The sequence below is a fragment of the Sedimenticola hydrogenitrophicus genome (genome assembly GCF_025175675.1).
Classification (GTDB): Bacteria; Pseudomonadota; Gammaproteobacteria; order Chromatiales; family Chromatiaceae; genus Sedimenticola; species Sedimenticola hydrogenitrophicus.
Map to the genome: position 1 here is coordinate 61,100 of NZ_JANIOA010000017.1, position 26,691 is coordinate 87,790.

At 52.9% G+C, this 26,691-nt stretch carries 24 protein-coding genes; 23 read left to right on the top strand and 1 reads right to left on the bottom strand.

All coding sequences use genetic code 11. The features are described 5' to 3' along the window. Nucleotides 1–14: 14 nt before the first annotated feature. The 23 genes from NPX02_RS11100 to NPX02_RS11210 all read left to right on the top strand — a co-directional run bounded on the left by NPX02_RS11100 (nucleotide 15) and on the right by NPX02_RS11210 (nucleotide 25,161). Nucleotides 15–1,175, top strand: coding sequence for a class I SAM-dependent methyltransferase (locus NPX02_RS11100; RefSeq protein WP_260293634.1), 1,161 nt, complete (start codon nucleotides 15–17; stop codon nucleotides 1,173–1,175). A gap of 26 nt (nucleotides 1,176–1,201) precedes the next feature. Further along, nucleotides 1,202–2,548, top strand: a complete 1,347-nt coding sequence (locus NPX02_RS11105) for a polysaccharide deacetylase family protein (protein WP_260293635.1) — start codon at nucleotides 1,202–1,204, stop codon at nucleotides 2,546–2,548. After that, a complete protein-coding gene (locus tag NPX02_RS11110; RefSeq protein ID WP_260293636.1) occupies nucleotides 2,545–3,204 on the top strand; it encodes a formyltransferase family protein in 660 nt (219 codons plus the stop codon). Before NPX02_RS11105 ends, NPX02_RS11110 begins: the two co-directional genes overlap by 4 nt. A gap of 2 nt (nucleotides 3,205–3,206) precedes the next feature. Further along, nucleotides 3,207–3,914: a WbqC family protein gene (locus tag NPX02_RS11115; protein ID WP_260293637.1), complete on the top strand. Its 708-nt coding sequence runs from the start codon at nucleotides 3,207–3,209 to the stop codon at nucleotides 3,912–3,914. A gap of 70 nt (nucleotides 3,915–3,984) precedes the next feature. Next, nucleotides 3,985–5,202: a glycosyltransferase gene (locus tag NPX02_RS11120; protein WP_260293638.1), complete on the top strand. Its 1,218-nt coding sequence runs from the start codon at nucleotides 3,985–3,987 to the stop codon at nucleotides 5,200–5,202. Continuing rightward, nucleotides 5,202–6,359: an ABC transporter ATP-binding protein gene (locus NPX02_RS11125; protein ID WP_260293639.1), complete on the top strand. Its 1,158-nt coding sequence runs from the start codon at nucleotides 5,202–5,204 to the stop codon at nucleotides 6,357–6,359. The genes NPX02_RS11120 and NPX02_RS11125 overlap by 1 nt, the downstream gene beginning before the upstream one ends. Continuing rightward, nucleotides 6,356–7,573: an ABC transporter ATP-binding protein gene (locus tag NPX02_RS11130; RefSeq protein WP_260293640.1), complete on the top strand. Its 1,218-nt coding sequence runs from the start codon at nucleotides 6,356–6,358 to the stop codon at nucleotides 7,571–7,573. The genes NPX02_RS11125 and NPX02_RS11130 overlap by 4 nt, the downstream gene beginning before the upstream one ends. Further along, nucleotides 7,573–8,355: an ABC transporter permease gene (locus NPX02_RS11135; RefSeq protein ID WP_260293641.1), complete on the top strand. Its 783-nt coding sequence runs from the start codon at nucleotides 7,573–7,575 to the stop codon at nucleotides 8,353–8,355. The genes NPX02_RS11130 and NPX02_RS11135 overlap by 1 nt, the downstream gene beginning before the upstream one ends. A 15-nt stretch (nucleotides 8,356–8,370) precedes the next feature. Further along, nucleotides 8,371–9,207 carry a class I SAM-dependent methyltransferase gene (locus tag NPX02_RS11140; RefSeq protein ID WP_260293642.1) on the top strand — a complete coding sequence of 279 codons (837 nt, stop codon included), beginning with the start codon at nucleotides 8,371–8,373 and terminating at the stop codon, nucleotides 9,205–9,207. Continuing rightward, nucleotides 9,188–10,504, top strand: coding sequence for a hypothetical protein (locus NPX02_RS11145; protein ID WP_260293643.1), 1,317 nt, complete (start codon nucleotides 9,188–9,190; stop codon nucleotides 10,502–10,504). The genes NPX02_RS11140 and NPX02_RS11145 overlap by 20 nt, the downstream gene beginning before the upstream one ends. 42 nt (nucleotides 10,505–10,546) lie before the next feature. Next, nucleotides 10,547–12,439: an asparagine synthase (glutamine-hydrolyzing) gene (asnB, locus tag NPX02_RS11150; protein ID WP_260293644.1), complete on the top strand. Its 1,893-nt coding sequence runs from the start codon at nucleotides 10,547–10,549 to the stop codon at nucleotides 12,437–12,439. A gap of 18 nt (nucleotides 12,440–12,457) precedes the next feature. Beyond that, a complete protein-coding gene (locus tag NPX02_RS11155) occupies nucleotides 12,458–13,774 on the top strand; it encodes a CgeB family protein (RefSeq protein WP_260293645.1) in 1,317 nt (438 codons plus the stop codon). A 36-nt stretch (nucleotides 13,775–13,810) separates the two neighbouring features. Next, nucleotides 13,811–14,749, top strand: coding sequence for a UDP-glucose 4-epimerase family protein (locus NPX02_RS11160; RefSeq protein ID WP_260293646.1), 939 nt, complete (start codon nucleotides 13,811–13,813; stop codon nucleotides 14,747–14,749). After that, on the top strand, nucleotides 14,749–15,303 hold the full coding sequence (locus tag NPX02_RS11165) for a sugar transferase (RefSeq protein ID WP_260293666.1): 555 nt from the start codon (nucleotides 14,749–14,751) through the stop codon (nucleotides 15,301–15,303). Before NPX02_RS11160 ends, NPX02_RS11165 begins: the two co-directional genes overlap by 1 nt. A 206-nt stretch (nucleotides 15,304–15,509) precedes the next feature. Continuing rightward, nucleotides 15,510–17,159 (top strand): glucose-6-phosphate isomerase, encoded by a 1,650-nt coding sequence (gene pgi, locus NPX02_RS11170; protein WP_260293647.1) that lies wholly within the window; start codon nucleotides 15,510–15,512, stop codon nucleotides 17,157–17,159. 224 nt (nucleotides 17,160–17,383) lie between these two features. Further along, on the top strand, nucleotides 17,384–17,677 hold the full coding sequence (locus NPX02_RS11175) for a type II toxin-antitoxin system TacA family antitoxin (protein ID WP_260293648.1): 294 nt from the start codon (nucleotides 17,384–17,386) through the stop codon (nucleotides 17,675–17,677). Continuing rightward, a complete protein-coding gene (locus NPX02_RS11180) occupies nucleotides 17,661–18,179 on the top strand; it encodes a GNAT family N-acetyltransferase (protein ID WP_260293649.1) in 519 nt (172 codons plus the stop codon). Before NPX02_RS11175 ends, NPX02_RS11180 begins: the two co-directional genes overlap by 17 nt. Nucleotides 18,180–18,488: 309 nt before the next feature. After that, on the top strand, nucleotides 18,489–18,788 hold the full coding sequence (locus tag NPX02_RS11185; RefSeq protein ID WP_260293650.1) for a nucleotidyltransferase domain-containing protein: 300 nt from the start codon (nucleotides 18,489–18,491) through the stop codon (nucleotides 18,786–18,788). Next, nucleotides 18,785–19,273: a hypothetical protein gene (locus tag NPX02_RS11190; RefSeq protein WP_260293651.1), complete on the top strand. Its 489-nt coding sequence runs from the start codon at nucleotides 18,785–18,787 to the stop codon at nucleotides 19,271–19,273. Before NPX02_RS11185 ends, NPX02_RS11190 begins: the two co-directional genes overlap by 4 nt. Before the next feature lie 245 nt (nucleotides 19,274–19,518). After that, a complete protein-coding gene (locus tag NPX02_RS11195) occupies nucleotides 19,519–20,958 on the top strand; it encodes an MBL fold metallo-hydrolase RNA specificity domain-containing protein (protein ID WP_260293652.1) in 1,440 nt (479 codons plus the stop codon). Between the two features lie 200 nt (nucleotides 20,959–21,158). Further along, complete coding sequence (locus NPX02_RS11200) at nucleotides 21,159–23,108, top strand: polysaccharide biosynthesis protein (RefSeq protein WP_260293653.1); 1,950 nt, start codon at nucleotides 21,159–21,161, stop codon at nucleotides 23,106–23,108. A gap of 207 nt (nucleotides 23,109–23,315) precedes the next feature. Continuing rightward, entirely contained in the window at nucleotides 23,316–24,635 is a 1,320-nt protein-coding gene (gene waaA, locus NPX02_RS11205) for a lipid IV(A) 3-deoxy-D-manno-octulosonic acid transferase (protein WP_260293654.1), read from the top strand. 253 nt (nucleotides 24,636–24,888) lie between these two features. After that, nucleotides 24,889–25,161: a ComEA family DNA-binding protein gene (locus tag NPX02_RS11210; RefSeq protein WP_260293655.1), complete on the top strand. Its 273-nt coding sequence runs from the start codon at nucleotides 24,889–24,891 to the stop codon at nucleotides 25,159–25,161. A gap of 351 nt (nucleotides 25,162–25,512) precedes the next feature. On the opposite strand, the gene NPX02_RS11215 is transcribed toward NPX02_RS11210, so the two are convergent. Continuing rightward, the gene (locus NPX02_RS11215) at nucleotides 25,513–26,175 is read right to left on the bottom strand and encodes a protein-L-isoaspartate O-methyltransferase family protein (protein ID WP_260293656.1); all 663 of its coding nucleotides are present in this window, start codon (nucleotides 26,173–26,175) and stop codon (nucleotides 25,513–25,515) included. Between the last annotated feature and the right edge of the window lie 516 nt (nucleotides 26,176–26,691).

The following is a 26,691-nucleotide window of genomic DNA, read 5'->3' on the forward strand; positions in this document are numbered from 1 at the left end:
CCTGGAGATAAAGCATGTACGCAATCAACTGTCCTGTGTGTAAATCGGCAGAGCTGTATGAGGCCTATCCGAAGTATGCAGGGCCCTGCATTACCTCTGATAGCGAGATTTTGCCCCAGGCGACGATTGAGAATCGTATCTGCCGAGGCTGTGGCTTGATCTTTAACGCTGGTGGTACCCGCGGTGCTACCGAAGCTTTTTACCGCGATAGCTACAGCCTTATGACTCGCTCGAATGATGCAGCGATCCAGAGTTACCAAGGACCAGAAGCGAAGTCGCAGGCTGAACGGACCCTAGACTTCATGCTGAAGTTTCGACAGTTACCTGAATCAGGGTCAGTCCTTGAGGCCGGCGCAGGAAAGGGTGAGTTTCTTGGTCACTTTATTCGTCACTTTCCTCGTTGGAAGATCAGCGCCTTTGAGCCAAGTCGATCGTACGAGTACCTCGTCCAAGCGAACCCGGAAATAGCCGCTCGTCGTTGTGGTTATCATGAGTATGAAGTGGGTGAAAATCGCGTCGATTTGGTTGTTAGTCTCGGTGTCTTAGAACATGTTGATAATCCATTCGACATGTTGGTATGGGCTAATCGCCAGCTAACTGACGATGGATACTTTTACCTGCGGGTTCCAAACTTTTCAAACAACCCGAATGATTTATTCTGTACGGACCATCTGTCTAAGCTGACATTGCCGACGATACGCGCACTGGCTGAAGCAGCTGGTTTCGAAGTTATCGCTACCGATGAATCTGGCGTACCACTATTTGCGCTACTTGCCAAGCGCAGCGCGCGAACGGGCAAGATTGGCCAGGTATATGATGAGAACTTTGCGATTCTTAGTCACAATGAAATGATCGCTCAGGGCATTGTAAATTCCGTCCTAGAGTGTCGCCGTCAGGCGAACTCCAAGGGAGAGGCCTTTGCAATCTTCGGGATGGCATCGGCTGGACTGTTCGCGCCATTGTTGGGTCATTTCGAACCTCATGAGATCGCCGCTTTCCTTGATGATAACCGCACGATTTGGGGTGGCACGGTGCATGGCCGGCCGATTGGTGGTCCCGAACTGATCGCCAAGAAGGGAATTAAGCACGTAGCACTATCGGTATCACCGGTCTATTTCGAGCAGATACGGGAAAAACTGGCGCCGCTCGGCGTCAGCATCTATACCGCTAAATAGAGATTAGTGATTATCGGAAAGCCCTCTTGAGCAACGAATACATCAACGATTTTACACTGGATGGCTATATCGCAGCGCTTGATCTTGCACAAGCGAGGTATCGCTTTATCGGTTACACAGATGTTGACTTTGGCGAGCCCTTTGTTATATGGCGGCACGACTGTGATCATTCGTTGAATCGCGCGTTACGTATCGCAGAGATAGAGCATGATCGCGGCGTCCAGTCTACATATTTTATAAACCCTCATTGTCATTACTATAACTTGCTTGAGAAGGAGCAGGCTGAGATCATCTGTCGCATTATAGGATTAGGACATGACATAGGACTTCATTTCGACGCGCTGTTTCACAATATAGAGAGCGAGAATCAACTCCATCAACTGGTAGCACAGGAGGCAAAATGGATTGGAGAGTGGTTCGGCGTTGAAGTTGTTGCCTTTAGTTTTCACTCGCCAACACGCTTCTGCCTAAGTTGTGAAGAGAATAGCTACGGTGGCCTTATTAACTGTTATGCAAAATGTTTTAAGTCACAAATCGCCTATTGTTCAGATTCGAATGGGTACTGGCGATTTGATAGACTGCACGATGTTCTCGCTTCGGAAAAGTTTCGCTATCTTCAGGTTTTGACTCATCCTGAACACTGGCAGGATAGGTCGATGTACCCACGGGAGCGCGCCTTTCGCTCTGTATATGGTCGTGCCTCGGCAATACTTGCACGATATGATGCAGTACTTGATCAGCAAGGCCGGTTCAATGTTGCAGGTGAACCGGCTAGGTTAGATTTTATCAAGTATCTTGACCCTGATAGATATCGATTATTGGATTATCTTTGGAATTCTGGGGAGATTCAGGCGCTTTTTATAGAGCTTTGGCGTCTCCATGAATATCAGCTCAATATGTTTTGCAAAGCAGCACTTCTCAAGGAGTGGAAAGTTCCAAGTAGCGAGGTGAATCTACTTTTTGAGGGGACTGTTCTGAGAATGGATAGTTGGTGTTTATTTAAAGAGGTATTCGGAAATGACTGGCAGTCCGCGGTCGGGACAGAAGAAACCGGTTACGAGAGATGGATTACTCTTCATGACAGGCTTGTACATGGAAGACTTATTGCACCGAAGCATGAATTAGAGGAGGGCTGCGCTTTCCTTTGTAACTCTATTGAGGCGATGATGGCATGGGGCAAGGCTCTACCCATGGGTTATGATGGGATCAGTCATCTCGACTCTATCGAGATTACAACTAACAAAACTTCGGGTGACATTCTAACCGAACGCCTGGAGGGAGATGCCGATGAGATTCCGGACTTTTCCAAGAAGCGTTGGAACCAGCTCAAGGACAAGATTATCAAAGTTTACACTGGCGAGGAGACGAAATGAAACAGTTGCGCGCAGTGCTGCTTATGTCAGAGACATCCTGTCAGAAGACTCTTGATGCGGCGAAAGAGGCAGGCATCGATCTTGATTTTGTGATGGTGGGCGATCTGGAAGCACTGGAGAGTGCGTTCGCGGTACACCGCGATCTTCTACTTTCCTTCGGAATGGGCACTATCGTTCCAAGATGGATATTGGACAGACCAAGCCTGATTGCCTTTAACGTGCATGCTGCGTCCCCTCAATATCCTGGGCGGGACCCGCATCATTTCGCGGTTTATGATGAAGCAAAAGAGTATGGTGCGACATTGCACTACATGACACAAAGCGTCGATGCCGGGCCGATTGTAGATGTGGAAATTTTCGATGTGCCGCCGGCCGTCACGCCATCAGCGCTTTTGGATTTGTCGAGGAAAGCTTCATTTGTGCTCATAAAGCGATTTTTTCAACAGTACGTTGAGTATGGTGCACCAAAGCCGATGGGCGGTATTGTTTGGGGTGGGTGTAAATCGACAAGAAAGATGTTCCTCGAGTTATGCCGCATCGATCCAGCAATGACTAAAGAAGAAATAGAGCGCCGGAAAATAGCAACAGAAATGCCGGGTTATAAGAATCTGTATGTTGATATTCATGGATACAGATTTCGCATTGAGGATTTGTAGAAATGAGGGTTGTCGCCATTCATCAGCCTAATTTTTTTCCTTGGCTGGGATACTTCGACAAGGTGCGTCGTTCGGACGTGTTTATACTTCTTGATGATGTGCAATACCAGAAAACTGGTGGAACGTGGTCGAACCGTGTCAAGGTGCTGGTTAACGGGGAGGGGCGTTGGCTGACTGCCCCGGTGGATCGAAGTTTTCATGGTACGCGGGCAATACACGAGATGGTTTTTTCCAGCAAGGAAAACTGGCGCAACAAAGTGCTGAATACACTGATTTCCGCCTATCGGGGGGCACCGTGTTTCGACAAAGTGTTCACAGTAATCGAGCCCCTGGTACGAAACCCGGAAGACAACGTTGCCGAGTACAACATACATGCGATTAAGACACTCACCGATAAAATCGGTCTGACCACAAATTCACTGATACGCAGCTCTGATTTTCCGGTGGACTCATCATCGACGCTACGATTGATTGAACTCACGAAACGTGTGGGTGGACAAAGCTACCTCTGTGGTGGTGGAGCGACTGGCTATCAACAAGATGCAGCTTTTGAGAAGGAAAACGTTCAACTGATCTATCAACGCTTTATCCACCCACATTATGCGCAGTTTAGCCAAAAAGATTTTGTTGCAGGGCTTTCGATAGTGGATGCACTGATGAATGTTGGATTTGAAGGAGTTCACCAATTGATGAGACGCTATGCAGGGTAGGTCAATAACGCGAAGCAGGCAGTTCTTAACGAACAGCCCGCGATTGCAGCGTTTGGCTAGGTGGGCGTTGTTGAGTGTTTGCGCACCGGTGATGCGATTGCTTGGTTACGGTAATCGCAAGCGCAAGAACGTGCTTTACGTGGGGCAGGCCTACTACAATAGTTGGTATCTTTCTCGCGCACTTCGTAAGTTGGGCTGGACTGCAGATTTGCTGAACTGGGACCTGAATCCCGGATCGCAGATTTACTACCATGGTGAAGATTTTCGAATCGCTTATGAATCTTCAGCCGACGTAGGGAATTTCTTCCGGTTTTTCCTTCTATCACTACGGCAGTATGACGTCTTTCATTTTGCTAATAAAGGCGGATTGCAATTTGGTGAGCCGATGCGTGCGGCTGTGAAAGCTGTGCTAGGGGAAGAGGGGTTTGAGATTCATTTTCTGAAGGCGCTAGGGAAAAAGATAGTATATAGCAATAATGGTTGCCTCGACGGGGTTTCTCAGACTGCATTCAGTCGTTGGGGGCCAGATTCAGTTTGTTCGATCTGCCGTTGGCAACATGAGCCGTCAGTATGTAGTGATGAACGAAACCTCGCATGGGGAGCGTTTCGTAATTCAGTAGCTGATTTTCAGTGCTTTATGGGCATTAATCGCGCTGATTACAATGATGATCCTCGCGTTCATGCGGTTCCAGAGTTTTACTGCCTGAATTCTGATATTTGGCATCCAAACATAGAAGTGCCCGAAAAGTACCTACTGCCTGCCTTGCCAGAAGCTACAGTCCGCCTATATCACGCAGTAGGCCATCGGGCAGAGAGAACTCGGAATGACGGCGTAAACATTAAGTCGAGCCACGTTTATCTGCCGCTGATAGAGAAAATGCGTAGCGAAGGTGTGGGGCTTGACCTTGTTCAGCCTGAGGGTATCCCGAACAAGGAAGTGCGTTTCCTGCAGGTACAGGCAGATATCTTTCTGGACATGTTGACCTTCGGCTGGTTTGGCGCAAATGCCCGCGAAGCGATGATGCTGGGGAAGCCAGTGATCTGTTTTTTACGGCCTGAATGGCTGCAAAGTGTCCGTGAAGAAATACCCGGCTATGTTGAAGAGTTACCGATTGTTAGCGCGACACCGGAGACTATAGAGACTGTATTACGCGACTTGATTGCCAACAAAGAAAAACGCCTGGAGATAGGTCGCAGGGGGCGAGAGTTCGCAATAAAGTGGCATTCGGACGAGGCTGGGGCGAAGCGATTCAATCGGATCTATCGTGAATTGATGGGGCGTGAGTAGTGAGCGGTAAAGCAGTTAATAGTGTTCTTGTTTGTGAGAATGCCTGCGTACGTTTTCCTTTGGTCTCATCATACAGCCGGTGGAGACTTTTTCGAGGAAGGGAGGTCGATGAATGGCATGAAGCCCTTAACAGTGTTTCTCTGAGCGTTCCTCATGGTAGCATCGTTGGCGTCATTGGTCGTAACGGTGCGGGCAAGAGCACGCTACTTCGAACCTTAGCCGGTGTTTACCCCTTGGCTGGTGGGAGGGTGGTCCGGTTAGGGCCGGTCAGTGCACTCTTTGAACTTGGCGGCATGGGGGGATTACTGATTACAGGCCGGCAGTATATTTTGCGTTGGCTCCGTTTAAATGAGGTATCTCGCCGCGAATGGAAGTCTTTGATCGAGGAAATCAGGGAGTTTTCTGAACTGGGCGATCGACTCAATGATCGCCTTTATACCTACTCGGCAGGAATGGCGGCCCGCCTGTATTTTTCGACTGCGACGAGTGTAGGTCACGAAATCTACCTGATCGACGAAGTACTCGCAGTTGGCGATGAGCACTTCCAGGCTAAGTGTTGGAAGCGAGTTCGTGAGCGTCTTGCCAAAGGTGTGTCCGGTGTGCTGGTGACGCACGACTGGTCCGCAATATTGCGGCTTTGCGAACAATCTTTCGAGCTTGATAATGGCCGTATCGTGGCCTCCGGAGATTCTGAGGAAGTCATATGTGGCTACCTTAAATTGTCGGATAAAATGGACCCCAATCGACTGGCCTGCTTTTCGAGTCAATGTCCAGCGTCAATGTGCGCCACTACCGGCGAGGATTGGATTTGTGAGATCCCGGTAGACGTGACGGACCAAGGTCCTGTGTTTTTCACCTACTCCATCGAGAAACTGGCACTTGGCCAAGATTGGCAGATATTGTTCATTGGTACGAGAACCCTTATTGCATCAGATGCTGGAAAATATCTGGCACGGATCAAGGTTCCGGAATTGCCTTTGCCCGGCGGCGAGTACCGGTTGAATTTGTTCCTGTCTGGTGCCAAGCCGGCAGACGGTAGTCCGAGGCCGGCCTTTGATAGTCGGAGCTGGACCACGGGCAATAGCCTGAAGCTTTATGTAGATGGGCCGAAAAAACCTAGCTTGGTAACGATGCCGCTGATGGTGGAGTACACATGAAGCAGCAACTTGGCATTGAGATCGAGAGGTTGCGCAAGGTGTATCCACGGAAGATCAGCGATCAACTTGCCTCGGTAGTAATGGCTGCCCTCGGTCGTCCCAGAGAAAGCACTGGGGGTGGGACCGCCTTGTCCGGCTTGACGCTATCCATCCGCGAAGGCGAACGCGTGGGGATCATCGGGCGAAATGGCGCTGGTAAGTCGACACTGCTACAGATGCTGGCCGGCATCACTGAACCGACATCCGGCCACCTTAGGATATCTGGCAAGGTTACCGCTGTACTGACACTTGGCATTGGCTTACGTGAAGATCTCACCGGCCGAGAAAACATCTATCTTGATGGAGAGACCCAGGGTAAGGAACGGGTAGATATGGATGCCGATGTAGATGCCATTATCGATTTCGCAGAGTTGGGTAAGTTTATCGATCTGCCATTGCGAACTTATTCGACGGGAATGAAAGCGAGATTAGCCTTCGCGATGATTACTCAGATCGATCCGGAGATATTGATTATCGATGAAGCTCTGTCGGTGGGCGATGCCGCATTCTCGATAAAGGCCGGTCGTCGGATTGCGCAGTTGTGTGCGCAAGGTGCCATCGTGCTGATTGTTTCACACAGTATGCAGAGTATCCGCGAACTATGTAATCGCTGCCTGTGGCTGGATCAAGGAAAATTGGTGATGGACGGCCTTACAGATGATGTGACACGCGCGTATCTTGAGTCAGTCAGGGAAGCTGATGAGGCTGATCATATGGCTCGCTTCCGTAGTCTGATTGGGACGCAAAGCTTGTTATCAGGTTTCTTCCTCAGCGAACTTCGAATAACATCTGGTGATCAGGAAGTGATGCGGTTGGTGAGCGGGTCGCCACTATCCATCACATGCGACTGGCAACAGCCGGAAGGGGGGGGGGGCGGTGGTTTTTTTCTGCGTTGTACACGGCTGGATGATGCTTTGATTTGTGAACATTCGGTGAACGTTGCCGACGGGCTGTCGGAAGGGAGTTTGCGAATGACCTACCCGCACTTCCATTTGGCACCAGGACTATATCGACTTCATCTGGAATGGCAGGACACAGCTGGTCGCCGGCGTGCCGAATCGGCGACTATCCTGGAAGTGGTCGCTGAAGATGTCCCTACTGGTGGGCGCCCTGTCCTTCTTGGTATCGGACAAATCGAAAGCATTAAAGTAAGTGAGGAAGCTGGATGTCGATAATGGGATTTGAGCGCGCCGATTTCCGTTTCATGCTCAATTTATGGCGGATGAGTCTGGCGGATCGCTATCTGGGATCTGCTTTGGGGGGGGCATGGGCTGTATTGAACCCTCTGCTGATGTTTGCACTATTTACCTTTGTGTTTGGTTTTGTGTTTCAGGCGCGACTGCCTGGCGCTGACTCCACCATGGCTTATTCCATCTGGTTGATTTGCGGCTATGGTCCTTGGCTGGCAAACACCGAGGCATTAACAGCGGCATCGAATTCAATTATTGGAAATGCCGGGTTGGTCAAGAATATGTCTTTCAAGACGGAAGTATTGCCTATTGCCGCGACTTTGCTCGGCTTGATCCCGCTTGCTGTAAGCATCATTTTTCTTCTAGGGGTTCAGTTATTGTCCGGAAGTGGTTGGAAGTGGTCATTAGCATGGCTGCCATTCGTGGTATTTGTGCAGTTCACATTTCTCGCGGCATTCGGAGTGATGATCGCAGCAATAACGACGTTTGTTAGGGATTTCGGGATCGTGTTGCCGAATCTTTTGATGATTGCTCTGTTTTCGACGCCTATCTTTTACCCAATTGAAGCTATCCCGTCAGTGGCGCAGGGCGTTATGGCATTAAATCCTATCTATATCATCGCAAATTCTTATCGTGCGGTGCTTTTGGGAGATCAGTTTGTTCCGCTAGTTAATTTGCTGGTGCTTGAATTTCTCTCATTGGGCTTGTTGGCGTTCAGTCTGAGCGTGTTCCGTCGAGTAAAAGGGTATTTCCCTGCAGTGATTTAAACCAGGAAAAACAATATGGCTGAAGATATTACCCAAAATAAAGTATCAGAAGAAAACGCCCGCTTCTGGGATGAATTGTGCGGTAGCCAGTTGGCCAGATACTTAGGGATTACCGACTCAAGTCCTCAGTCACTGAGGAAGTTTGACGACTGGTACTTCGATTTTTACCCTTATCTGGATCGGTATATCAAGTTCGATGACTTAATTGGTAAAAGAGTGCTCGAGGTTGGGCTGGGCTATGGAACTGTTTCCCAACAGCTGGCGGCATCTGGCGTAATATACAGTGGATTAGATATAGCTGCCGGGCCTGTCAAAATGGTCAACCATCGACTTCGTCAGAATGATTTGGATGGATTGGCAGTTCAAGGCAGCATACTGGAACCACAGTTCGAAAGAGAGTCATTCGATGCAATTATTGCAATTGGTTGCCTTCATCATACGGGTGATTTGAAGCAAGCAATTGAACAGAGTCTGCACTTGCTACGCCCTGGTGGGCAACTGACATTTATGGTCTATTACGCATACTCTTACCGCAGATGGATGCAGGCACCGATTGATACCCTGTCGTATCTGTTTTACGAACTTATGGGTAATCGTGGGGTGGTCGGCGCATCAGGGTCCAGGCAGCGTGCTGCATACGACAAAAGCGTTTCGGGTGAAGGTGCGCCACATACCGACTGGATATCAAAGAAATCTCTAACCAATCTATGTGCAGGGTTCTCAAAATTTGAGGCTCGCCTTGAGAACGTCGATGCTATTCCACCGTTTAAATTCTGGTCTCGTTCGAAGCTGATAAATACAGTATTTCCTCGCATGTTCGGGTTGGATCTTTATGCAATCGCAACAAAATAGATGCGGCAATGTTCTGTGTATTTACGCTGGGAGTCAGACTTACACGACGACTGTATTTGAACACTTGGATGCATTTCGCAAGTATTCCAAGCATTCCTGGACGTATCTCGATATCCAGGATTTTAATCATGGATTGGTAACCCTGGAACTATTTGATGCAGTATTTCTTCACTACAGTGTTCGCCTGCCTTTTGGACAGGTAAGTGATGTAGGCTTAGAGAAACTGCGTAAGTTTCGCGGCCTGAGAGCTCTTTTCATTCAAGATGAGTACGATGGCACAAATACTGTCAAACAAATTATTAATTCGACTCCATTTGACTTGGTATTTTCAGTAGTTCCCAAACATTCTTTAGGCAAGATTTACCCTCTGGATGAACTCCCGCGAACTAAATTTGTAAATAATCTTACAGGTTATGTGCCCGATGACTTGCTTGATCATGTCGGACAACTGACCGCGCCATCAACACGATTTCTGACTATAGCTTATCGAGGACGACAATTGCCTATTCGCTATGGGCGGCTCGGGCAGGAGAAAGTGGCGATCGGGCGATATGTAAGAGATTACTGCCGAAAGCACGGCTTTCCGTGTGATATCGAATGGGACGAGAGCTCTCGGATTTATGGTGAAGATTGGTACCGATTCATAGGTTCAGCCAAGGCTATGTTGGGAAGTGAGTCTGGTTCCAACGTTTTTGATTGGGACGGATCACTTCAAAATGATATTGAATGCTACCGTAAAAAGTGGCCCAAAGCCACGGATCAAGATATCTATCGAGATGTAATCGAAAAGCACGAAATAGACGGATTGATGAACCAGATTTCTCCGCGGATCTTTGAGATGGCTGCCGCAAAGACTGTGATGGTTCTATTTGAGGGATCTTACTCTGGTGTTCTCGAGCCGTTTGTTCACTTTATCCCGTTGAAAAAAGACTTTAGCAATCTGGATCAGGTGGTAGGACTGTTGGGTAATGGCATGGAAGTGGATGCTATGGCTGGACGCGCCTACCGAGACATCATACTTTCGGAAAAATATAGTTATCGACTGTTTGTCAACATGGTTGATAGCGAGTTGAAGGCGATGTTTGAAGGGTTGGAACTGCTTCCCATTGCCGATGCGAGATCCACGATTTTGGCGCAAGTGAAAAAAGCTACGCAAGTTCCAGTTAAGTCCAAACCACCACTGCCGGTGCTTACGTCCCCGTTCACAAGGGCAGTCGGTCGATTTGTGATTGCCGCGTGGCAGCGGATACCGGTAGGTGTTCGTCCTTACATCAAGAGACTGCTGGGACGGGCTTAGGACTGCCCGTTTTTAACCAATCGAAACATAAAGGGAAAAAGCATGTGTGGAATTTTTGCCATCATCAAGAATGCGCCAGACAGGGAAGCGTCTCTGCGGCAAGTGGTGGAAACAGGCCTTGAGCGCATCCGCCATCGGGGACCGGACGGTAGTGACGTATGGATAGATGCTGATCGATCGGTGGGATTCGGTCATGTTCGACTGGCAATCGTCGATCTTGAGACGGGCGCACAACCCATGTCTCTTGAGGATGAAATAACCATCATTTTCAATGGAGAGATCTACAATTACATTGAACTTCGCCGTGAACTGGGTGTAGAGAGTTTTAGGACCAGCTCGGATACTGAAGTGATTCTTCGTGCTTATCGCGAGTGGGGCGAGGATTGCGTCCAGCGTCTGCGCGGAATGTTTGCCTTCCTGATCTGGGATCCGCGAAAACAGGCAGTATTTTTTGCACGCGACCGTTTCGGCATCAAGCCACTTTACTGGCATAAGAGCACTGATGGGTCGGTTTATTTTTCATCAGAGATAAAAGGATTGCTTCCTTTTCTTTCGCGACGAGAAGTCGATGCGCACGCTTTAAGCGACTATTTCAGTTTCCAGTTCTGCCTTGGTGAGAAGACCCTCCTCGATGGTGTAAGGCAGGTTCTACCCGCTCATTGTGGATGGGTGGGGCCGGATACGAATGTGAAGATCAGTCGCTACTGGGAGGTCCACTACAATCTCGATTTTGACCACACGGACAAGTATTTCATTGAGCGTATCCAGGCACTTGCCGACGAGTCGGCAAGCCTGCACATGCGAGCGGATGTGGAAGTCGGCGCCTATGTGAGCGGTGGTGTGGATTCGAGTCTTCTTGCCATCTTGGGCAGCGGCCATCGAACGACAGCGAATTTCCGTATCTTCAATGGCAAATTTCTGGAGGGCGATGCGTTCGATGAGTCTCGCTACGCCCAATCCGTGGCGGATGATCATGGGATGGAATTGTACGTCGCGTCGATCACGGAACAGGATTTCGTCGACACGATTAGTAAAGTGATCTATCATCTCGATAGTCCCATCGCAGGTCCCGGTGCGTTCCCTCAGTACATGGTGTCGAAGCTGGCCAGTCAGCATCTTAAGGTTGTCCTTGGCGGGCAGGGCGGAGATGAGATTTTTGGCGGCTATGCGCGTTACCTGATCGCCTATTTCGAGCAGTGCATTGCCGGGGCAATCGATGGATCCCTTCACAATGGACACTTCGTAGTGACCTACGAATCGATCATCCCGAACCTCACGACTTTAAGGGCGTACAAGCCGCTGATGAAAGAGTTCTGGTCGGCGGGGCTGTTCGAAGCTAAGGATCAGCGTTATTTCAGGTTGATCAACCGTGCGAACACTATAGAGCCAATGCTTCGGCCCGGTGTGATCAAGCGCGAACAGGCATTCGAAGAATTTCGGCAGATTTTCTGGGGCGAGAACGTAGGACATGAATCGTACTTTGATCTCATGACTCACTTCGATTTCAAGACGCTACTGCCGGCACTTCTGCAGGTTGAAGATCGGATGAGCATGGCGCATGGCCTGGAGTCCCGTGTTCCATTCCTCGACCACCCTCTGGTAGAGCTCGCCGCAACAGCGCCAGCCAACGTAAAATTCCTGAACGGCGAGTTGAAGAGATGGGTGCGCGAGGCATTTGCCGATAAATTGCCGAAGGCAATACGGAATCGCCAGGACAAGATGGGATTTCCGGTGCCGTTGAATATGTGGCTGAAGCGCGGAGGGGCTGCGCGCGACCTGATTGGCGATATTTTTTCTTCCCAAAAGGCGCGCACCAGACCCTATCTTCGGGATGGGGTGTCGCTTGACACAATCCTGGATTCGCAGAGCATCTACGGGCGGAACTTGTGGGCGTTGCTAAGTCTTGAACTCTGGCATCAGCAGTTTGTCGATTGATCGAGTGGTGTTTCCGAGATGAATATTCTTTTCCTGACCAACCGACCAACAGCCAATACCCAGGCGGCTACAGTAACCGAATATCTGGATGCGTTGCATAAGTATTCGGGCCACACGGTGCATGAGATATCCATGCTTCGCCATTTTCCGGACCTGGTAGACCTGGATCGATTCGATGTGGTCATTACTCATTACTCACTATCCTTGGGCCCTTTGCTCCATCATTATCTTGGACCAAAACTTGTTGAGCGACTGAAGCGTTATAAGGGCCTGAAGGCCGCCTTTCTGCAGGATGAGTACCGGGAAATCCAGACCTACTGGAAACATATCAACGAGCTTGGGATCGATGTTCTTTTTTCGTGTGTTCCAGGACATGAGATCGCCAAGGTCTATCCGCCAGATAAGGTGCCGAAGTTACGCGTGGAGAATGTACTGACAGGCTATGTTCCAGAGCGCTTAGTTCATCAGGAAGTACTACCAGTAGATCAACGACCCATCGATGTGGGATATCGAACTCGACGCATGCCGTTCTGGCTAGGGCGTTTAGGTCAAGAAAAGTGGTTTATAGCGGAGGAGTTTAAACGGCGCGCTGAGGGCACTGGACTGAAGCTCGACCTTTCCACCCGTGAGGGTGAGCGCCTCTATGGAGATGCCTGGAGCAAATTTGTCGCATCATGTCGAGCAGTGATTGGCGTGGAAAGCGGCGCAAGTATTATTGATTTTGATGGAAAGCTTGAGCATCGAGTCGAAGCATATACATCTAAATATCCAGATGCCACTTTTGAAGAAGTATCAGAGAAATTTTTAGGCCCATTTGAGGGATCTCTGAACTTGCACCAGATTTCGCCCCGCTGCTTCGAGGCGGCTGCACTGAGAACGCCGATGGTGCTATTTGAAGGCGAGTATTCAGGGGTGCTTACGCCAGAACGTCATTTTATTGTATTGAAGAAGGATTTTTCCAATTTTGACGAGGTCATCGCAAAGCTCCGTGATCATTCATTTCTGCAAGCCATGGCCGACAGGACATATGCAGAGATTGCGCTAGATTCGAGGTGGAGCTATCGTGCATTTATAAAGCAGGTTGACGACATCTTGGAAGAAGAGGTTTCCAGGCGAGCAACTCTCGAGGCCTCGCGGCCCTACACAAAAGCAGAATTTAATCGTGCGAGAAGGTTAAGTGTTAACTACTATCTGCGCCGGAAAACTGCATTATTTATGCAATCTATCCTGTTAGGAATGCCATTTTCCAGAAAATCGATTTTCTGGCTGTGGGAGGCATTGCCGCGTCCATTACGGCGATTCGCGCGGCCTTTGGCAAGAACTGTGTCTCGGTAAAGAACTAGCCAATAGCTGCATCAACTGGATGATCGTATGCGGATTTGCGTAAGTGGTGCTAACGGTTTTGTGGGGCGGGATCTTTGCGCAAGTCTCAGTGCGGACGGACATGGGGTCGTACGTACAGTACGAGATAAGAGTCAAGGGGATATTGCGGTAGGTCATATCGGCCCGGATACTGATTGGCGCGGGGCCCTTGGAGGTTGCGATGCAGTGGTGCATCTTGCTGCCCGTGTGCATGTAATGCACGAAAAAGCGGCCGATCCTTTGACTGAATTTTGGAAAATAAATGTGGGGGGCACTCGGAGTCTTGCGCAGCAGGCAGCAAAGGAAGGGGTAAAACGCTTTATTTTCTTGAGTACTATCAAAGTGCTGGGTGAGGGGCAAGTTACGCCATATCGAGCCGATGATCCGCCTGCACCAGTCGATGCATATGCCATCTCCAAATGGGAGGCAGAGAAATTGCTCGCAGATATTGCTGCTGAAACGGGAATGGAGGTTGTCATTCTGCGTCCTCCCTTAGTGTATGGACAGGGTGTAAAGGGTAATTTTTTTAGTCTTATGCGGGCGGTTGATCGTGGACTTCCCTTGCCCTTGGGAGCCATTCATAACCAGCGTAGTTTGATTTACCTGGGTAACTTGGTGGATGCTATCCGGGTCGGACTGTCACATCCTGCCGCGGCTGGTAAAGTGTTCATGGTGAGTGATGGCGAAGATGTTTCTACGCCCGAACTGGCTCGCCGAGTCGCTGCCGCCTTGGGCCGCCCAGCTTTATTATTGCCAGTATCGGTTGCATGGATGAGGTGGGCTGGCAGGTTGCTGGGCAGGCGGGCGGCAGTGGAGCGCTTGATCGGTTCGCTCGCAGTCGATATCAAGTACATACAGAATGATTTGGGCTGGTCACCGCCATTCAGCATGCAGTCGGGTATCGCTGCGACCGCTGCGTGGTATCGCAAGATGGGGGCGGGGCTGTGATTCTGCGTCTGTTGGATATTGTGTTGGCGGCGGTCGGGCTTCTGGTTGCATTGCCATTGATTGTTGTGCTTTTTGTGATCGGCTTATTCGATACCGGCTCGCCGTTGTTTCTACAGGTGCGTGTGGGGCGACGCCAGCTGCCCTTCACTCTGGTGAAATTCCGCACCATGAAAACAGATACGCAGTCGGTTGCGACACATCTTGCTAACCCCGAGACCGTGACGAAGATGGGGGCGCTCCTGCGGCGTACCAAGCTGGATGAATTGCCTCAACTGTGGAATGTACTCAAGGGCGAGATGAGCTTGGTGGGGCCGCGCCCATGTTTGTTCAATCAGGAGGAATTGATCGTCGAGCGTGCGGCCCGTGCGGTCTTCGATGCACGCCCAGGTATCACGGGGCTGGCACAGGTGCAGGGTATCGACATGTCTACACCAAGGCTGCTAGCCGAAACGGACGCACGCATGCTGGAATCCTTGAGCCCGGCGACGTATTTTGGCTACATCCTCAAAACGATCGCTGGATCAGGCAGTGGTGACCGCATGCAACGAGGGTGACCCTGCTTTTCAAGGTGGTGTTCAGAGGTCAATGTGGTGCTTTTATTAATGACAGTGGTAATAGTTACGTCGTTTTCTTCATTTGGGTTGATATGGAAGCCGTAATTAGCTGCCTGCGCTGAGAAAGGTTGTCTTGTGGGCTAGTAGTCGCTTTGTTTGGCTGTAGATTTGCCGGTCTGAAATTGAATAGTACAAAGCGTCTTATTATGAATATTACCCAGACTCCTGCCTGGCAAGCTTTAAATACGCATCGAGATTCAGTGGCATACTGCCATCTCCGCGACTGGTTCGCTGCCGATCCGGATCGTTTCTCCCATCTGTCGCTTGAGGTTGAAGGCCTGCTTGCCGATTTTTCCCGGCAGCGGCTCAATCAGCAAACTTTTGATTTGCTACTGAAGGTTGCAGAAGTTGCGGAAGTAACTGGCTGGCGTGATCGTCTGTTTGCCGGCGAAAAAATCAACATCAGCGAACATCGCGCCGTGCTTCATCCGGCCTTGCGTCACCTGGAGTATGAAGCATACCCTTCACCTGAAGACAATGTACAGCCGGATGTGTTGGCCGTGCGCGATAAAATGCGTCTGTTTACTGACAGTGTCCGCAATGGCTCATGGCGGGGTTTTTCCGACGAAGTGATTCTTGATGTGGTGAACATCGGCATAGGTGGTTCGGATCTTGGGCCACGGCTGGCTGTCCACGCACTGGCTGCCTGGCGGCATCCGGAGTTGAAATTCCATTTTGTCTCCAATCTTGATAGCGCGGATATAGCGCCGCTGTTGGACAGGCTCGATCCGCGTACCACGCTATTTGTTGTCGTGAGCAAGTCATTCACGACTCAGGAGACCATGATCAATGCCATGACGGCTCGCGACTGGGTGGAGGAAGGTGCCGGCAGTCCGGCGCAGGACGTCTTGGCGCGGCATTTTGTCGCGGTGACCGCGGAGCCCGGTCTTGCCGTGGAGTTCGGTTTGCCCGAGTCGAATATATTCCGCATCTGGGATTGGGTCGGTGGGCGTTATTCACTCTGGTCGGCGGCGGGCCTGGCAATCGCGCTGGCGGTAGGCATGGATAACTTCGCGGCATTGTTAAGCGGGGCAGGGGCCATGGACCGACACTTCAGGGAGGCGCCACTGGCTGAAAACCTGCCTGTGCTGATGGCCCTGGTCGGTATCTGGAACAGCAACTTTCTGGGTGCCGAGACCAGTGCCGTTCTGCCCTATAACGAATCACTGCGCTATCTGCCCGCCTTTCTTCAGCAGCTTGAGATGGAATCCAACGGGAAGACGGTAGGCCGGGATGGGCAACCTTTGGCGTGCAAGGCCAACCCGGTGGTCTGGGGGGCGATCGGCTCGAATGGCCAGCACGCCTTCTTCCAGTTGCTGCACCAGGGTGGTTGGCTTGTCCCCTGTGATTTTATCGCTACCGTTGAGAGTAATTTTCCACTACCCGGGCACCAGGCCCCGCTGTTGGCAAACTGTTTCGCCCAGGCCGCGGCACTCGCCTTTGGCAAGACGGAGGCGGAAGCGCGCTCCGAGCTTGAAGCGGCCGGTCTGTCTGACGAGCAGCTGACCGCACTGCTGCCGCACAAGGTATTCACAGGCAACCAGCCTTCCACGCTGCTCCTCTTGCCGAAATTGGATGCCCGCTATCTCGGTCTACTACTGGCACTCTATGAACACAAGACATTCGTGCAGGGTGTGATCTGGGGAGTCAACTCGTTTGATCAGTGGGGTGTAGAGATTGGAAAACAGCTTGCCGGGCGCTTGTTGCCGGCACTGCGTGGGGAGGGCGATGTGGCAGGGCTGGATGAGTCAACCGCGGCGCTGATTAAATGGTGTAGAGCGCGCAAGGTTTTGTGACTTGATGTCCTCCACAATGTGGTATTGCCACAGGTTGTTCGCGGCGGAGCCATTCCTACGGGGTGGTGGGGTGTAGTGGATTGGTGGGGGCGCCTCTGGCGCGAAGATGATCCAATATGATCAATCCCTGCATTGTATGCCGAAAAGGCATACGCATTGACTGAAGGTATTTGTGTATGCCATAATGGCACCATGCTTATAAGTTTAAGGATGTAAGTGAGATTATGGCGACTAATGCAGAACGTAAAGAAACCCGTTTGGTTGCGCGAACCACCGCGGAGATACAGGAAATCATACAACGGGCAGCCGATTACTCTGGGGCAACCCTTTCACAGTTCCTTATTGAGTCGGCAATGGAGAAGGCGCGCAGCGTGATTGAACATACCGAGACATTGCATCTTTCGATGGCCGGTGCTGACGCACTGCTTGCCGCCTTGGAAACTCCGCCAAAGGCGAATAAAAAGCTACTTAAGGCTGCGCAGCGCTACCAGGAAACGGTGAATGTCCCTGGTCATTGAGGAAATCACCCCGCAACATGATCGCAAAGCGTTTGATTGCGGCATCACAGAGTTGAATCAATTCTTGCAACAACAGGCCCGGCAAAAGACAGTAAAGCATATTGCGAAAACCTATGTGGTGTGTCGTGATTCCGCGCCCAAGACAATCATTGGCTATCACACGCTCACCGGATATTCAGTGACAACGCCGCCAGCCCACAGAGTTTACAAAAAGTATCCTCACCCGCTCAGTGCGGTAAAACTGGCCCGTCTTGCCGTGGACCGTTCACAGCAAGGGGCTGGGTTAGGAGAACGGTTACTGGTTGATGCCATCTATCGAACGACCTTGGTTGAACAACAAATTTCCGTCATCGGATTGTTTGTTGATCCTATGACTCCGCAGGTCATTCCCTTTTATCAACAGTATGGTTTTTTACCGGTTGATCCAGACGATCATTCACGCATTGAAATGTGGCTACCTATGAAAACCTGTATAGAAATTATCAATACCTTGGAGCGGTAGCTGCCAACGGTGCTTCCCTGCGTGCAGTGCAGGGGGCTTGAATGCCAGGGCAAGAGGTAACCAGCCGGTTGAAAATCAACCATTGCGTGGATGATTTTCAGTTTCATTACAATCGGCTAAGCCCGGCAGACTCCTAGTAGTCGTCCAAATCAATATTGCCGGGTAAAGCTGTTTCAGTTTCGTAGGGTGGATAAGCTTGCGCATCCACCGCCATCCGATTCATGGTGGATGCGCTGATGCTTATCCACCCTACAAAAGTACTTTATCAAATTGAAGTAGTACTAGGGTGCTTAACAATCAGGTGAAGCCATGAGACTAACGCCATATCAAACCAAAGTAATCCACCAGGTAGTCTTCGACATCGCTGGAGATCGGGTCAGCGTGCGTTTATTTGGTTCCCGTGTGGATGATAACGCCCGTGGCGGGGATATCGACTTGCTCGTTGAGATTCCATATCCTGTTGACGAACCTGCTTGGTTGAGCGCGAAGATATCGGGTCGGATTAGTCGCCGGCTCGGCGGGCAAAAGGTTGATGTGCTGCTGAGTGCCCCCAATCTGGAACATTTTCCGATTCATGATATTGCCCGAAAGGAGGGCGTTGTACTGTGAGCATTCCTCAGTCTGCACAGCTACGGTTGCAATTCCTGGCTCGGATAGTCCGCAAGGAGATCCGTTATTTGAATTCGACGGATGGGCGCCTCTTTGACAGCCCATTTTCTCGCGAGAAAGCGCAGCGCTTGGAGGCCGATGATAATTTGGCGGAGCAGGTGGACGCCTTTGTGAGCCGCTTCGGACGCCTTCAGGATACGGTAGGCGATAATTTGTTGCCTCTGTATCTTAACGCGGTGGGCGAGAAAACAGGACCTGCTGTGGATAACCTGAATCGGGCTGAAAAACTTGGGTTGATAAATTCCGTAGATACCTGGATGGCACTAAGGGAATTGCGGAATCAGATGATACACGAATACATCGAGGATCTTGATAAGCTGACTGATGCACTGAATCAGGGACATGTACACGTGTCCACGCTCTCCGAAGACGCTGGTCGGATATTATGTGATCTTGAAATCAGGGGATGGATTCAAAGCCCCTGAAAGGGATACCTGAATACCTATCTAACTCAAGTTTCGGAGTTCGCAGTACTTGTAGGGTGGATAAGCTTGCGCATCCACCGCCATCCGATTCATGGTGGATGCGCTGTCGCTTATCCACCCTTACATCTACTGGCGTGAAGGTATTCGCGGCGGAGCGCTTCTACAGGGTGGCGGGTTGTTCTCGCAAAGTTTTGTCTTCAAATCCGATATAACATTTTTCGACAAGGGACTGAAAGAAAATGGATATGAGCATTGATCATATTTCGGTTGATGGGACAGGGTTTACAGTCCACCACCATGGAGCAGTTCATGGTGTGACCGGCTCCTGTCATGAGTTGCGCCTGGCGAATGGGCATTCGCTGTTGGTCGATTGCGGGCTGTTTCAGGGTGACGAACTGCCTGGCAATGACAGCATTGGCAAGGGACTGGAAATCGACTTTCCTGTCGATGGATTGATGGGTCTGGTGGTGACCCATGTGCACATCGACCACATTGGGCGTATCCCCTATCTGCTGGCTGCCGGATTTCGTGGGCCGATCTTCTGCACAGAGGCTTCGGCTCTGCTGTTGCCGCTGGTGCTGGAGGATGCGTTGAAGGTGGGGTTCACGCGCAATGCAGCGCTGATCAAGCGGTTTCTTGATCAGATCCGGCTTCAGCTGGTCGCACTGCCGTATAAGCAGTGGCGATCGGTGGGAACGGGGGTGTCTATCAAGTTGCATCCGGCCGGCCATATCCTGGGTTCCGCCTATGTGGAGGTTAAGGTTCAGGCGGCTGGAGGGGAGCAAGTATCAAAACGGGATCGGCGGGTAGTTTTTTCCGGAGATCTGGGGGCGCCCTACACGCCCCTGCTGCCGGCGCCGAAATCCCCCTGGCGTGCCGATCTGCTGGTGCTGGAGAGTACCTATGGTGATCGCCTGTACGAAAATCGCGCCCAGCGCCAGTTGCGTCTGCGGCAGGTGATTGAGCATGCCCTGGTTAATCGCGGCACGGTACTGGTTCCCGCCTTCTCCATCGGCCGTACCCAGGAACTGCTCTACGACCTGGAGGGCCTGATTCATCGCATGGGCAGTCGTGAAGCGGGAAACGACGTGCGTTGGGATCAACTGGAGATTATTGTTGACTCCCCGCTGGCCGCAAAAATGACCGCCAGCTACCGGCGGTTACGCCACCTCTGGGACAATGAGGCGCACCGACGTTTGAATGCCGGCCGTCATCCGCTGGCCTTTGAGCAGCTCTACACCGTAGAGAGTCATGATGAGCATTTGCAAACGGTCGCTTACCTTGCCAATTCGAAGCGACCGGCCGTAGTGATTGCCGCCAGTGGCATGTGCAGTGGTGGAAGGGTGGTCAATTATCTGAAAGCGCTGCTGAGTGATCCGCGCCACGATGTGCTGTTTGTGGGTTATCAGGCCGCCGGTACGCCGGGCCGGGTTATCCAGCACTATGGTCCGAAAGGCGGGTATGTAGAGCTGGATGGTCGGCGTTTCACCATACGCGCCGGAGTGCATACCCTGGGCGGTTATTCCGCCCATGCCGATCAGGCCAGTCTGCTTCGCTTCGTCAAGGGGATTCGCCATCAACCCCGGGAAATTCGCCTGGTGCATGGGGATGCGTCGGCCAAGCGTGAATTGCGGGATAAGTTGCGGACTCTGCTTCCAGGGACGGATGTGGTAATCGCGGGGTAGGATGCCGGCAGCTTGGACAGGGGCGGAGTCCAGTGCGGGGGTCGGAGTCAAATTTGTTCAAGGAAACAGGGCGTTTTATACGCTATGTCCAGCAAATTTGACTCCGACCTCCAGGAGCTTCCTGGGTAGTCGGTTGTCACGGGTTTGCTGCGAAACCGACCGTTTTTGATTTCGTGAATCACTGAATGCGGTGAATTTTAATGTTGGAATCGATTCATAACCGCACGGCACCGCCGGTACTGGCCCTGCCGCGTTACGCCAAGCGTATCATCGTACTGGCGCTGGACGCCTCGCTATGTGTGTTGACGGTGTGGCTGGCCTACTATCTGCGGCTGGGTGAATTCGTCACCCTTGCCGGTCGTCCCATGTGGCCGGTGGTGGCCTCGCTGGGGCTGGCAATTCCCATCTTTATCGTCTCCGGACTCTACCGCGCCATCTTTCGCTATTCGGGCTGGCCCGCCCTGCTGGCGGTGACCCGGGCGGTGGCGATTTACGGCCTGTTGTTCGCCTCGTTCTTCACCGCCGTCGGCATGGTGGGCGTGCCGCGAACCATCGGTCTCATTCAGCCGCTCCTGCTGCTGTTCGCGGTGGGTGGGTCACGCGCCCTGGCACGCTACTGGCTGGGGGGGTTGTATCAAAGCCAGCTGAAGATAGCCGCGCTACCCAAAGCCCTGATCTATGGGGCGGGAAATGCCGGCCGCCAACTGGCATCCGCAATGAGCAACAGCCTGGAAGTACGCGTGGCCGGGTTTCTGGACGACGACGACCGGTTGCACGGGCATGTGCTCAATGGCTTGCCGGTTTACGGCCCGGATGATCTGCCGGGGCTGATCGTGTCGCGCGGAGTAACGGATGTTTTGCTGGCACTGCCCTCGGTGCAACGGAGGCGCCGCAATGAAATCATCGAGCAGATGCTGAGCCATCATGTGGCGGTGCGTACCTTGCCCACCCTCGGAGACCTGGCTCAGGGCAAGGTGACTATTTCCGATGTAAGAGAATTGGATATCGATGATCTGCTCGGACGCGAACCGGTGGCGCCCAACCATATTCTGCTGAGCAGGTGTGTAACCGATAAGGTGATACTGGTTACTGGGGCAGGGGGGTCCATCGGCAGCGAGCTTTGCCGGCAGATCGTAAAACTGGCACCAACAACCCTGCTGCTGGTGGAACAGAGTGAGTTTGCGCTTTATGAACTGCACCAGGAGTTGCTGGGTAGACTCGCTGCGCGGGTCGACAACATGATTTCATTGATACCGCTTCTGGCTTCGGTGCGGGATGAAGAACGTATGCGCGAGATCATATCCACCTGGCGGCCACACACTGTCTACCATGCCGCGGCCTACAAGCATGTGCCACTGGTGGAGCATAATCCCGCCGAGGGCGTCAGGAATAATGTCTTCGGCACGCTGACCGCCGCCCGGGTGGCCGCGGAGCAGGGCGTGGCCGATTTTGTCCTGATCAGCACCGATAAGGCAGTGCGCCCTACCAATATCATGGGGGCCAGCAAGCGACTCGCGGAGACAGTACTGCAGGCACTGGCGGCGGACGCGCCGCGTACCGAATTCTCCATGGTCCGCTTTGGCAATGTGCTGGGATCTTCCGGGTCGGTGGTCCCCAAGTTTCGCCAGCAGGTGCGGGATGGTGGTCCCATCACTCTGACCCATGCCGAGATCACCCGCTATTTCATGACCATACCCGAGGCCGCGCAGTTGGTGATTCAGGCCGGCGCCATGGCCAAGGGGGGGGATGTATTTGTGCTGGATATGGGGAAGCCGGTCAAAATCATGGACCTTGCCCGGCGCATGGTGGAGCTGTCCGGTCTGACGGTGCAGGATGAGGACAACCCGGAAGGGGATATCGAAATTCAGGTCACCGGTCTGCGGCCCGGTGAGAAACTCTATGAAGAGCTCCTGATCGGCGATAATCCGGGGGCGACCTCCCATCCAAGGATTATGAAGGCCCATGACGACTTCCTGGCCTGGCCGGTACTTGAGGAGAAGTTGAATGCCCTGACCATCGCCTTGAATGTGAATGACGTGGATGTGATCAAGGCCATGCTCGAGCAGATGGTGTCCGGCTACCAGCCGGATCAACATATTGTGGACTGGGTCTATCTGGAGCAGCAGACGGAGGTGGATGAGCGTATCTGATTGAATGGCGGTCATTGCGAGTATCCCGCTCCCCTACACTGACTTGGATCAGTGCACGAATTGTAGGAGCGCCTCCGGCGCGAAGAGCGGTTCGCGGCCAAGCTACTCCTACAGGTGATTGGACTGGTGTGGATGTCGACGCGCCTATCGCTTACTATCTCCGGCTCCCATACCAATCACTCGCAATAGCCGCCCACTGCCGTCACCATGAGACTGCTATACACCCTCATCCTCTACATCAGCCTGCCACTGGTACTGGCTCGCCTCTACTGGCGCAGCCTGAAGAATCCGGATTACCGAAGGCGCATTCCGGAACGTTTCGGCAGGCTGTCCACACCCGTGGTCGAGGGCTGTCTGTGGCTGCACACGGTTTCGGTGGGCGAGACCCAGGCGGCCGAGCCGCTGGTGCGGCGCCTGCGGAAACAGTTCCCCGACCTGCCGATTGTCCTCACCACCACCACACCTACCGGTTCCGACCGGGTGAGGCGACTGTTTGGTGATGCGGTGATTCATACCTATTTCCCCTATGACCTGCCGTTCGCCATCAACGGGTTTCTCAAGACCCTGCAGCCCCGGCTGCTGGTGATGATGGAGACCGAGGTGTGGCCCAACCTGCTGGCATTGTGCGAGCGCCAGTCCATACCGACCGTCCTGGCCAACGCCCGCCTGTCGGAACGCTCCGCCAGGGGCTATGCGCGGCTGGGTCCCTTTACCCGGGAGACCTTCGGCCGTATCGGCCTGGTGGCCGCCCAGTCGCCGGCGGATGCGGAGCGCTTTCTCGGCCTGGGGCTGCCTTCTGATCGGGTGCGCGTCACCGGCAGCATCAAGTTTGATATACGCCTGCCGGCGAGCCTGAAGGAGCAGGCGGAGGCGATGCGCCGTACCTGGGACGGTCGTCCGGTCTGGGTGGCGGCCAGCACCCGGGAAGGCGAGGATGAGCAGGTTCTGGATGCCCACCGCAAGGTGCTGCGGGCGTTGCCCGAGGCGCTGCTGGTGCTGGTACCGCGCCATCCGGAACGCTTCGATAAGGTGGCACTGCTCTGTCAGCGCGAGGGCTTCGTAGCGGCGCGTCGCTCGACCGGTGAACCCTGTGGCCCGGACACCCGGGTGCTGCTGGGTGACACCATGGGTGAGCTGACCCTGTTTCTGGCGGCGGCGGACGTGGCCTTTGTTGGAGGCAGTCTGGTAGCGACCGGTGGGCACAATGTGCTGGAGCCGGCCGCCCTGGGGTTGCCGGTGGTGTTCGGTCCCCACATGTTCAACTTCGACATGATCAGCCGCATGCTGCTGGCCGAGGGTGCCGCGCTCAAGGTGACCAGCGCCGCTGCCCTGGCGGATGTGGTGACCAGCTGGCTTGCGGATGCCAACCTGCGGGCGCGCTTTGGCGAGAACGGCCTGCGGGTGGTCGAAGCCAATCGCGGGGCGCTGGAGAGGCTGTTTGATATCATTTGCGGCTACCTGCGGGAGGACCAACAGCAATATCGTCCCCCACCCGCAGGCACTGATCTTGACGTAGGGTGCCGGTGAGCTTGCGAACCGCACCAAGCCTTATCGGAAACGGCAACCGCCTAGATGCGGTTCGTTTCACTCACCGCATCCTACAAAACTACATCCTGTGCGTCAGGCTATGGGGTGGACCACGCCCGTCGACACAAGGCATTTACTGGCATATAACTCGGAAAAATCCTACCCGAAATTTCCTGAATGACGCTATATTTAAAATCCCAGAGCGACTAGGATGTCCTCTCTTTCGTGGATTTATATTACAAGGAGCGTATCGATGAAGTGTCTTAAATTGTTTGTCACAACCGCGTTGCTGCTGGCCTGCGTCAGCGGTTTTGCCGGGCCGGTGAATATCAATACCGCCACCGCCGAGCAGATCGCCACCGAGTTGAAGGGGATTGGTGATTCCAAGGCCCAGGCCATTGTGGCGTATCGAGCCGCGAATGGCGCGTTCAAGTCCGCCGACGACCTGGCCATGGTCAAGGGGATTGGCGAGAAGACCGTCGCGGCCAACCGGGAAAATATCCTGATTGGTGATTCGGAAAAGTAGTTCGGTAATCGGCAAAAAAGGGCGCCACATGTAAGTGGCGCCCTTTTTTTGTGACTCCGATAAATGGTGGATGCGCTGTCGTTTATCCACCCTACGAAATGCTCGAATGTAGAGTGGAATGGCACTTAACTTAATGCGAATTGTAGGATTTTCGTCATTCCGGCGCAGGCCCGAGGAGTGGTGTAGGGATGCACCGTTTACGGACCTGAGGATGGAATCCAGGAATACCGCCACCATTAAGCAATCTGGATCCCGGCCTGCGCCGGGATGACGGTGGTTCTTGGCTTAAGTAAGTGCCATTCAATGTAGGGTGGATAAGCCGGTAGGCGCATCCACCCATCGAGGTGCGCCCTAAAATACGAACTTGCGGATCACCGGTGCGTTGGTCAGCGGGGCGATATCGGTCTCGAACAGTGCCTCGCTGTGCCATTCATTTTCGCTGCTGCGGGTCACCAGAAAGGCGGTCATGGCCGGGCTCTGGCCAATCACCACGAACAGCCGGCCGCCGATGTTCAGGCGCTGCTTGAACGCCTCCGGCATTTCCGGCAGGGAGCCGGTCACCGCGATGGCGTCGAAGCGGCCGCTCTCGATGTCGTCGCTCAGGCTGTCGGTGGTGCGCAGCTCGACATTGTCGATCTCCAGCTCCGCCAGCCGCTGCCGCGCCTGCTCGGTGTAGGCCGGGTTGATCTCCTGGCTGATCACCTTGTTGCCCAGCTTGGCCAGGCAGGCGGTCAGGTAGCCGCTGCCGGTGCCGACCTCCAGGATGCTGTCGGTGGGCTGGATGTCCAGCGCCTGCAGCAGCCGCCCCTCAACCCGTGGGAACATCATCTTCTGGCCGTCACCCAGGGGGATCTCGATATCCGCGTAAGCCAGCCCTTTGTAGCTGTCGGGCACGAAGCGGTCCCGCGGCATGTTGCCGATCAGGCTCAATACCTTGGGATCGAGAACCTCCCACGGGCGCACTTGTTGCTCAACCATGTTGAAACGGGCTTTTTCGTAGCTTGAGACGATCATCTGATTTACCTGGCACTCGGGTTGAAAAGGTGTCGAGGGCGACAAGCCTACTCAGTTTAGGTTGATCAGGCAAGTCTGGCGTGCTAAGGGCGGCAATTCCAAATTTCAAGCAAGAGCGGCTATATTAGATAACCCTCTCGCGGCTAGAGTCACTCCTACAGACTCACCGCCATCCTACGCCGGCGATGTTCGAGACCATGGGGCGGGGCGGGCCCGCCGATGGCGCCCATGGGGCGCCCTATGACCGGTTTTCGGGGTAGGATGCCGGTGAGGCACGAACCGCATCATTCGCCGGTATCCGGATCGATGCGGTTCGCAAGCTCACCGGCATCCTACAGGCCCCATGCAGCGGGAGGAGTGGGGCAGGCCATAGCATAGAAGATAATGTGTAAACCTGAAAAAACAAAATCAGAACGGCTGTGCTAAGCCGCTGCAATGTAACTGTTTTCTGTTATTCGCCAAGTCGGGTCTGGTAGGATAGAGCCATCCGCTCCGCGCCTTGCGCCCGCGTCCGTT

Coding starts and splice junctions, on each gene's coding strand:
- NPX02_RS11215 (WP_260293656.1), bottom strand. CDS start 26,175: ATGATCGTCTCAAGCTACGAAAAAGCCCGTTTCAACATGGTTGAGCAA.
- waaA (WP_260293654.1), top strand. CDS start 23,316: ATGAGACTGCTATACACCCTCATCCTCTACATCAGCCTGCCACTGGTA.
- NPX02_RS11155 (WP_260293645.1), top strand. CDS start 12,458: ATGAATATTCTTTTCCTGACCAACCGACCAACAGCCAATACCCAGGCG.
- NPX02_RS11110 (WP_260293636.1), top strand. CDS start 2,545: ATGAAACAGTTGCGCGCAGTGCTGCTTATGTCAGAGACATCCTGTCAG.
- NPX02_RS11140 (WP_260293642.1), top strand. CDS start 8,371: ATGGCTGAAGATATTACCCAAAATAAAGTATCAGAAGAAAACGCCCGC.
- NPX02_RS11115 (WP_260293637.1), top strand. CDS start 3,207: ATGAGGGTTGTCGCCATTCATCAGCCTAATTTTTTTCCTTGGCTGGGA.
- NPX02_RS11185 (WP_260293650.1), top strand. CDS start 18,489: ATGAGACTAACGCCATATCAAACCAAAGTAATCCACCAGGTAGTCTTC.
- NPX02_RS11180 (WP_260293649.1), top strand. CDS start 17,661: ATGTCCCTGGTCATTGAGGAAATCACCCCGCAACATGATCGCAAAGCG.
- NPX02_RS11200 (WP_260293653.1), top strand. CDS start 21,159: ATGTTGGAATCGATTCATAACCGCACGGCACCGCCGGTACTGGCCCTG.
- NPX02_RS11145 (WP_260293643.1), top strand. CDS start 9,188: ATGCAATCGCAACAAAATAGATGCGGCAATGTTCTGTGTATTTACGCT.
- NPX02_RS11100 (WP_260293634.1), top strand. CDS start 15: ATGTACGCAATCAACTGTCCTGTGTGTAAATCGGCAGAGCTGTATGAG.
- NPX02_RS11175 (WP_260293648.1), top strand. CDS start 17,384: ATGGCGACTAATGCAGAACGTAAAGAAACCCGTTTGGTTGCGCGAACC.
- NPX02_RS11135 (WP_260293641.1), top strand. CDS start 7,573: ATGGGATTTGAGCGCGCCGATTTCCGTTTCATGCTCAATTTATGGCGG.
- asnB (WP_260293644.1), top strand. CDS start 10,547: ATGTGTGGAATTTTTGCCATCATCAAGAATGCGCCAGACAGGGAAGCG.
- pgi (WP_260293647.1), top strand. CDS start 15,510: ATGAATATTACCCAGACTCCTGCCTGGCAAGCTTTAAATACGCATCGA.
- NPX02_RS11130 (WP_260293640.1), top strand. CDS start 6,356: ATGAAGCAGCAACTTGGCATTGAGATCGAGAGGTTGCGCAAGGTGTAT.
- NPX02_RS11160 (WP_260293646.1), top strand. CDS start 13,811: ATGCGGATTTGCGTAAGTGGTGCTAACGGTTTTGTGGGGCGGGATCTT.
- NPX02_RS11195 (WP_260293652.1), top strand. CDS start 19,519: ATGAGCATTGATCATATTTCGGTTGATGGGACAGGGTTTACAGTCCAC.
- NPX02_RS11210 (WP_260293655.1), top strand. CDS start 24,889: ATGAAGTGTCTTAAATTGTTTGTCACAACCGCGTTGCTGCTGGCCTGC.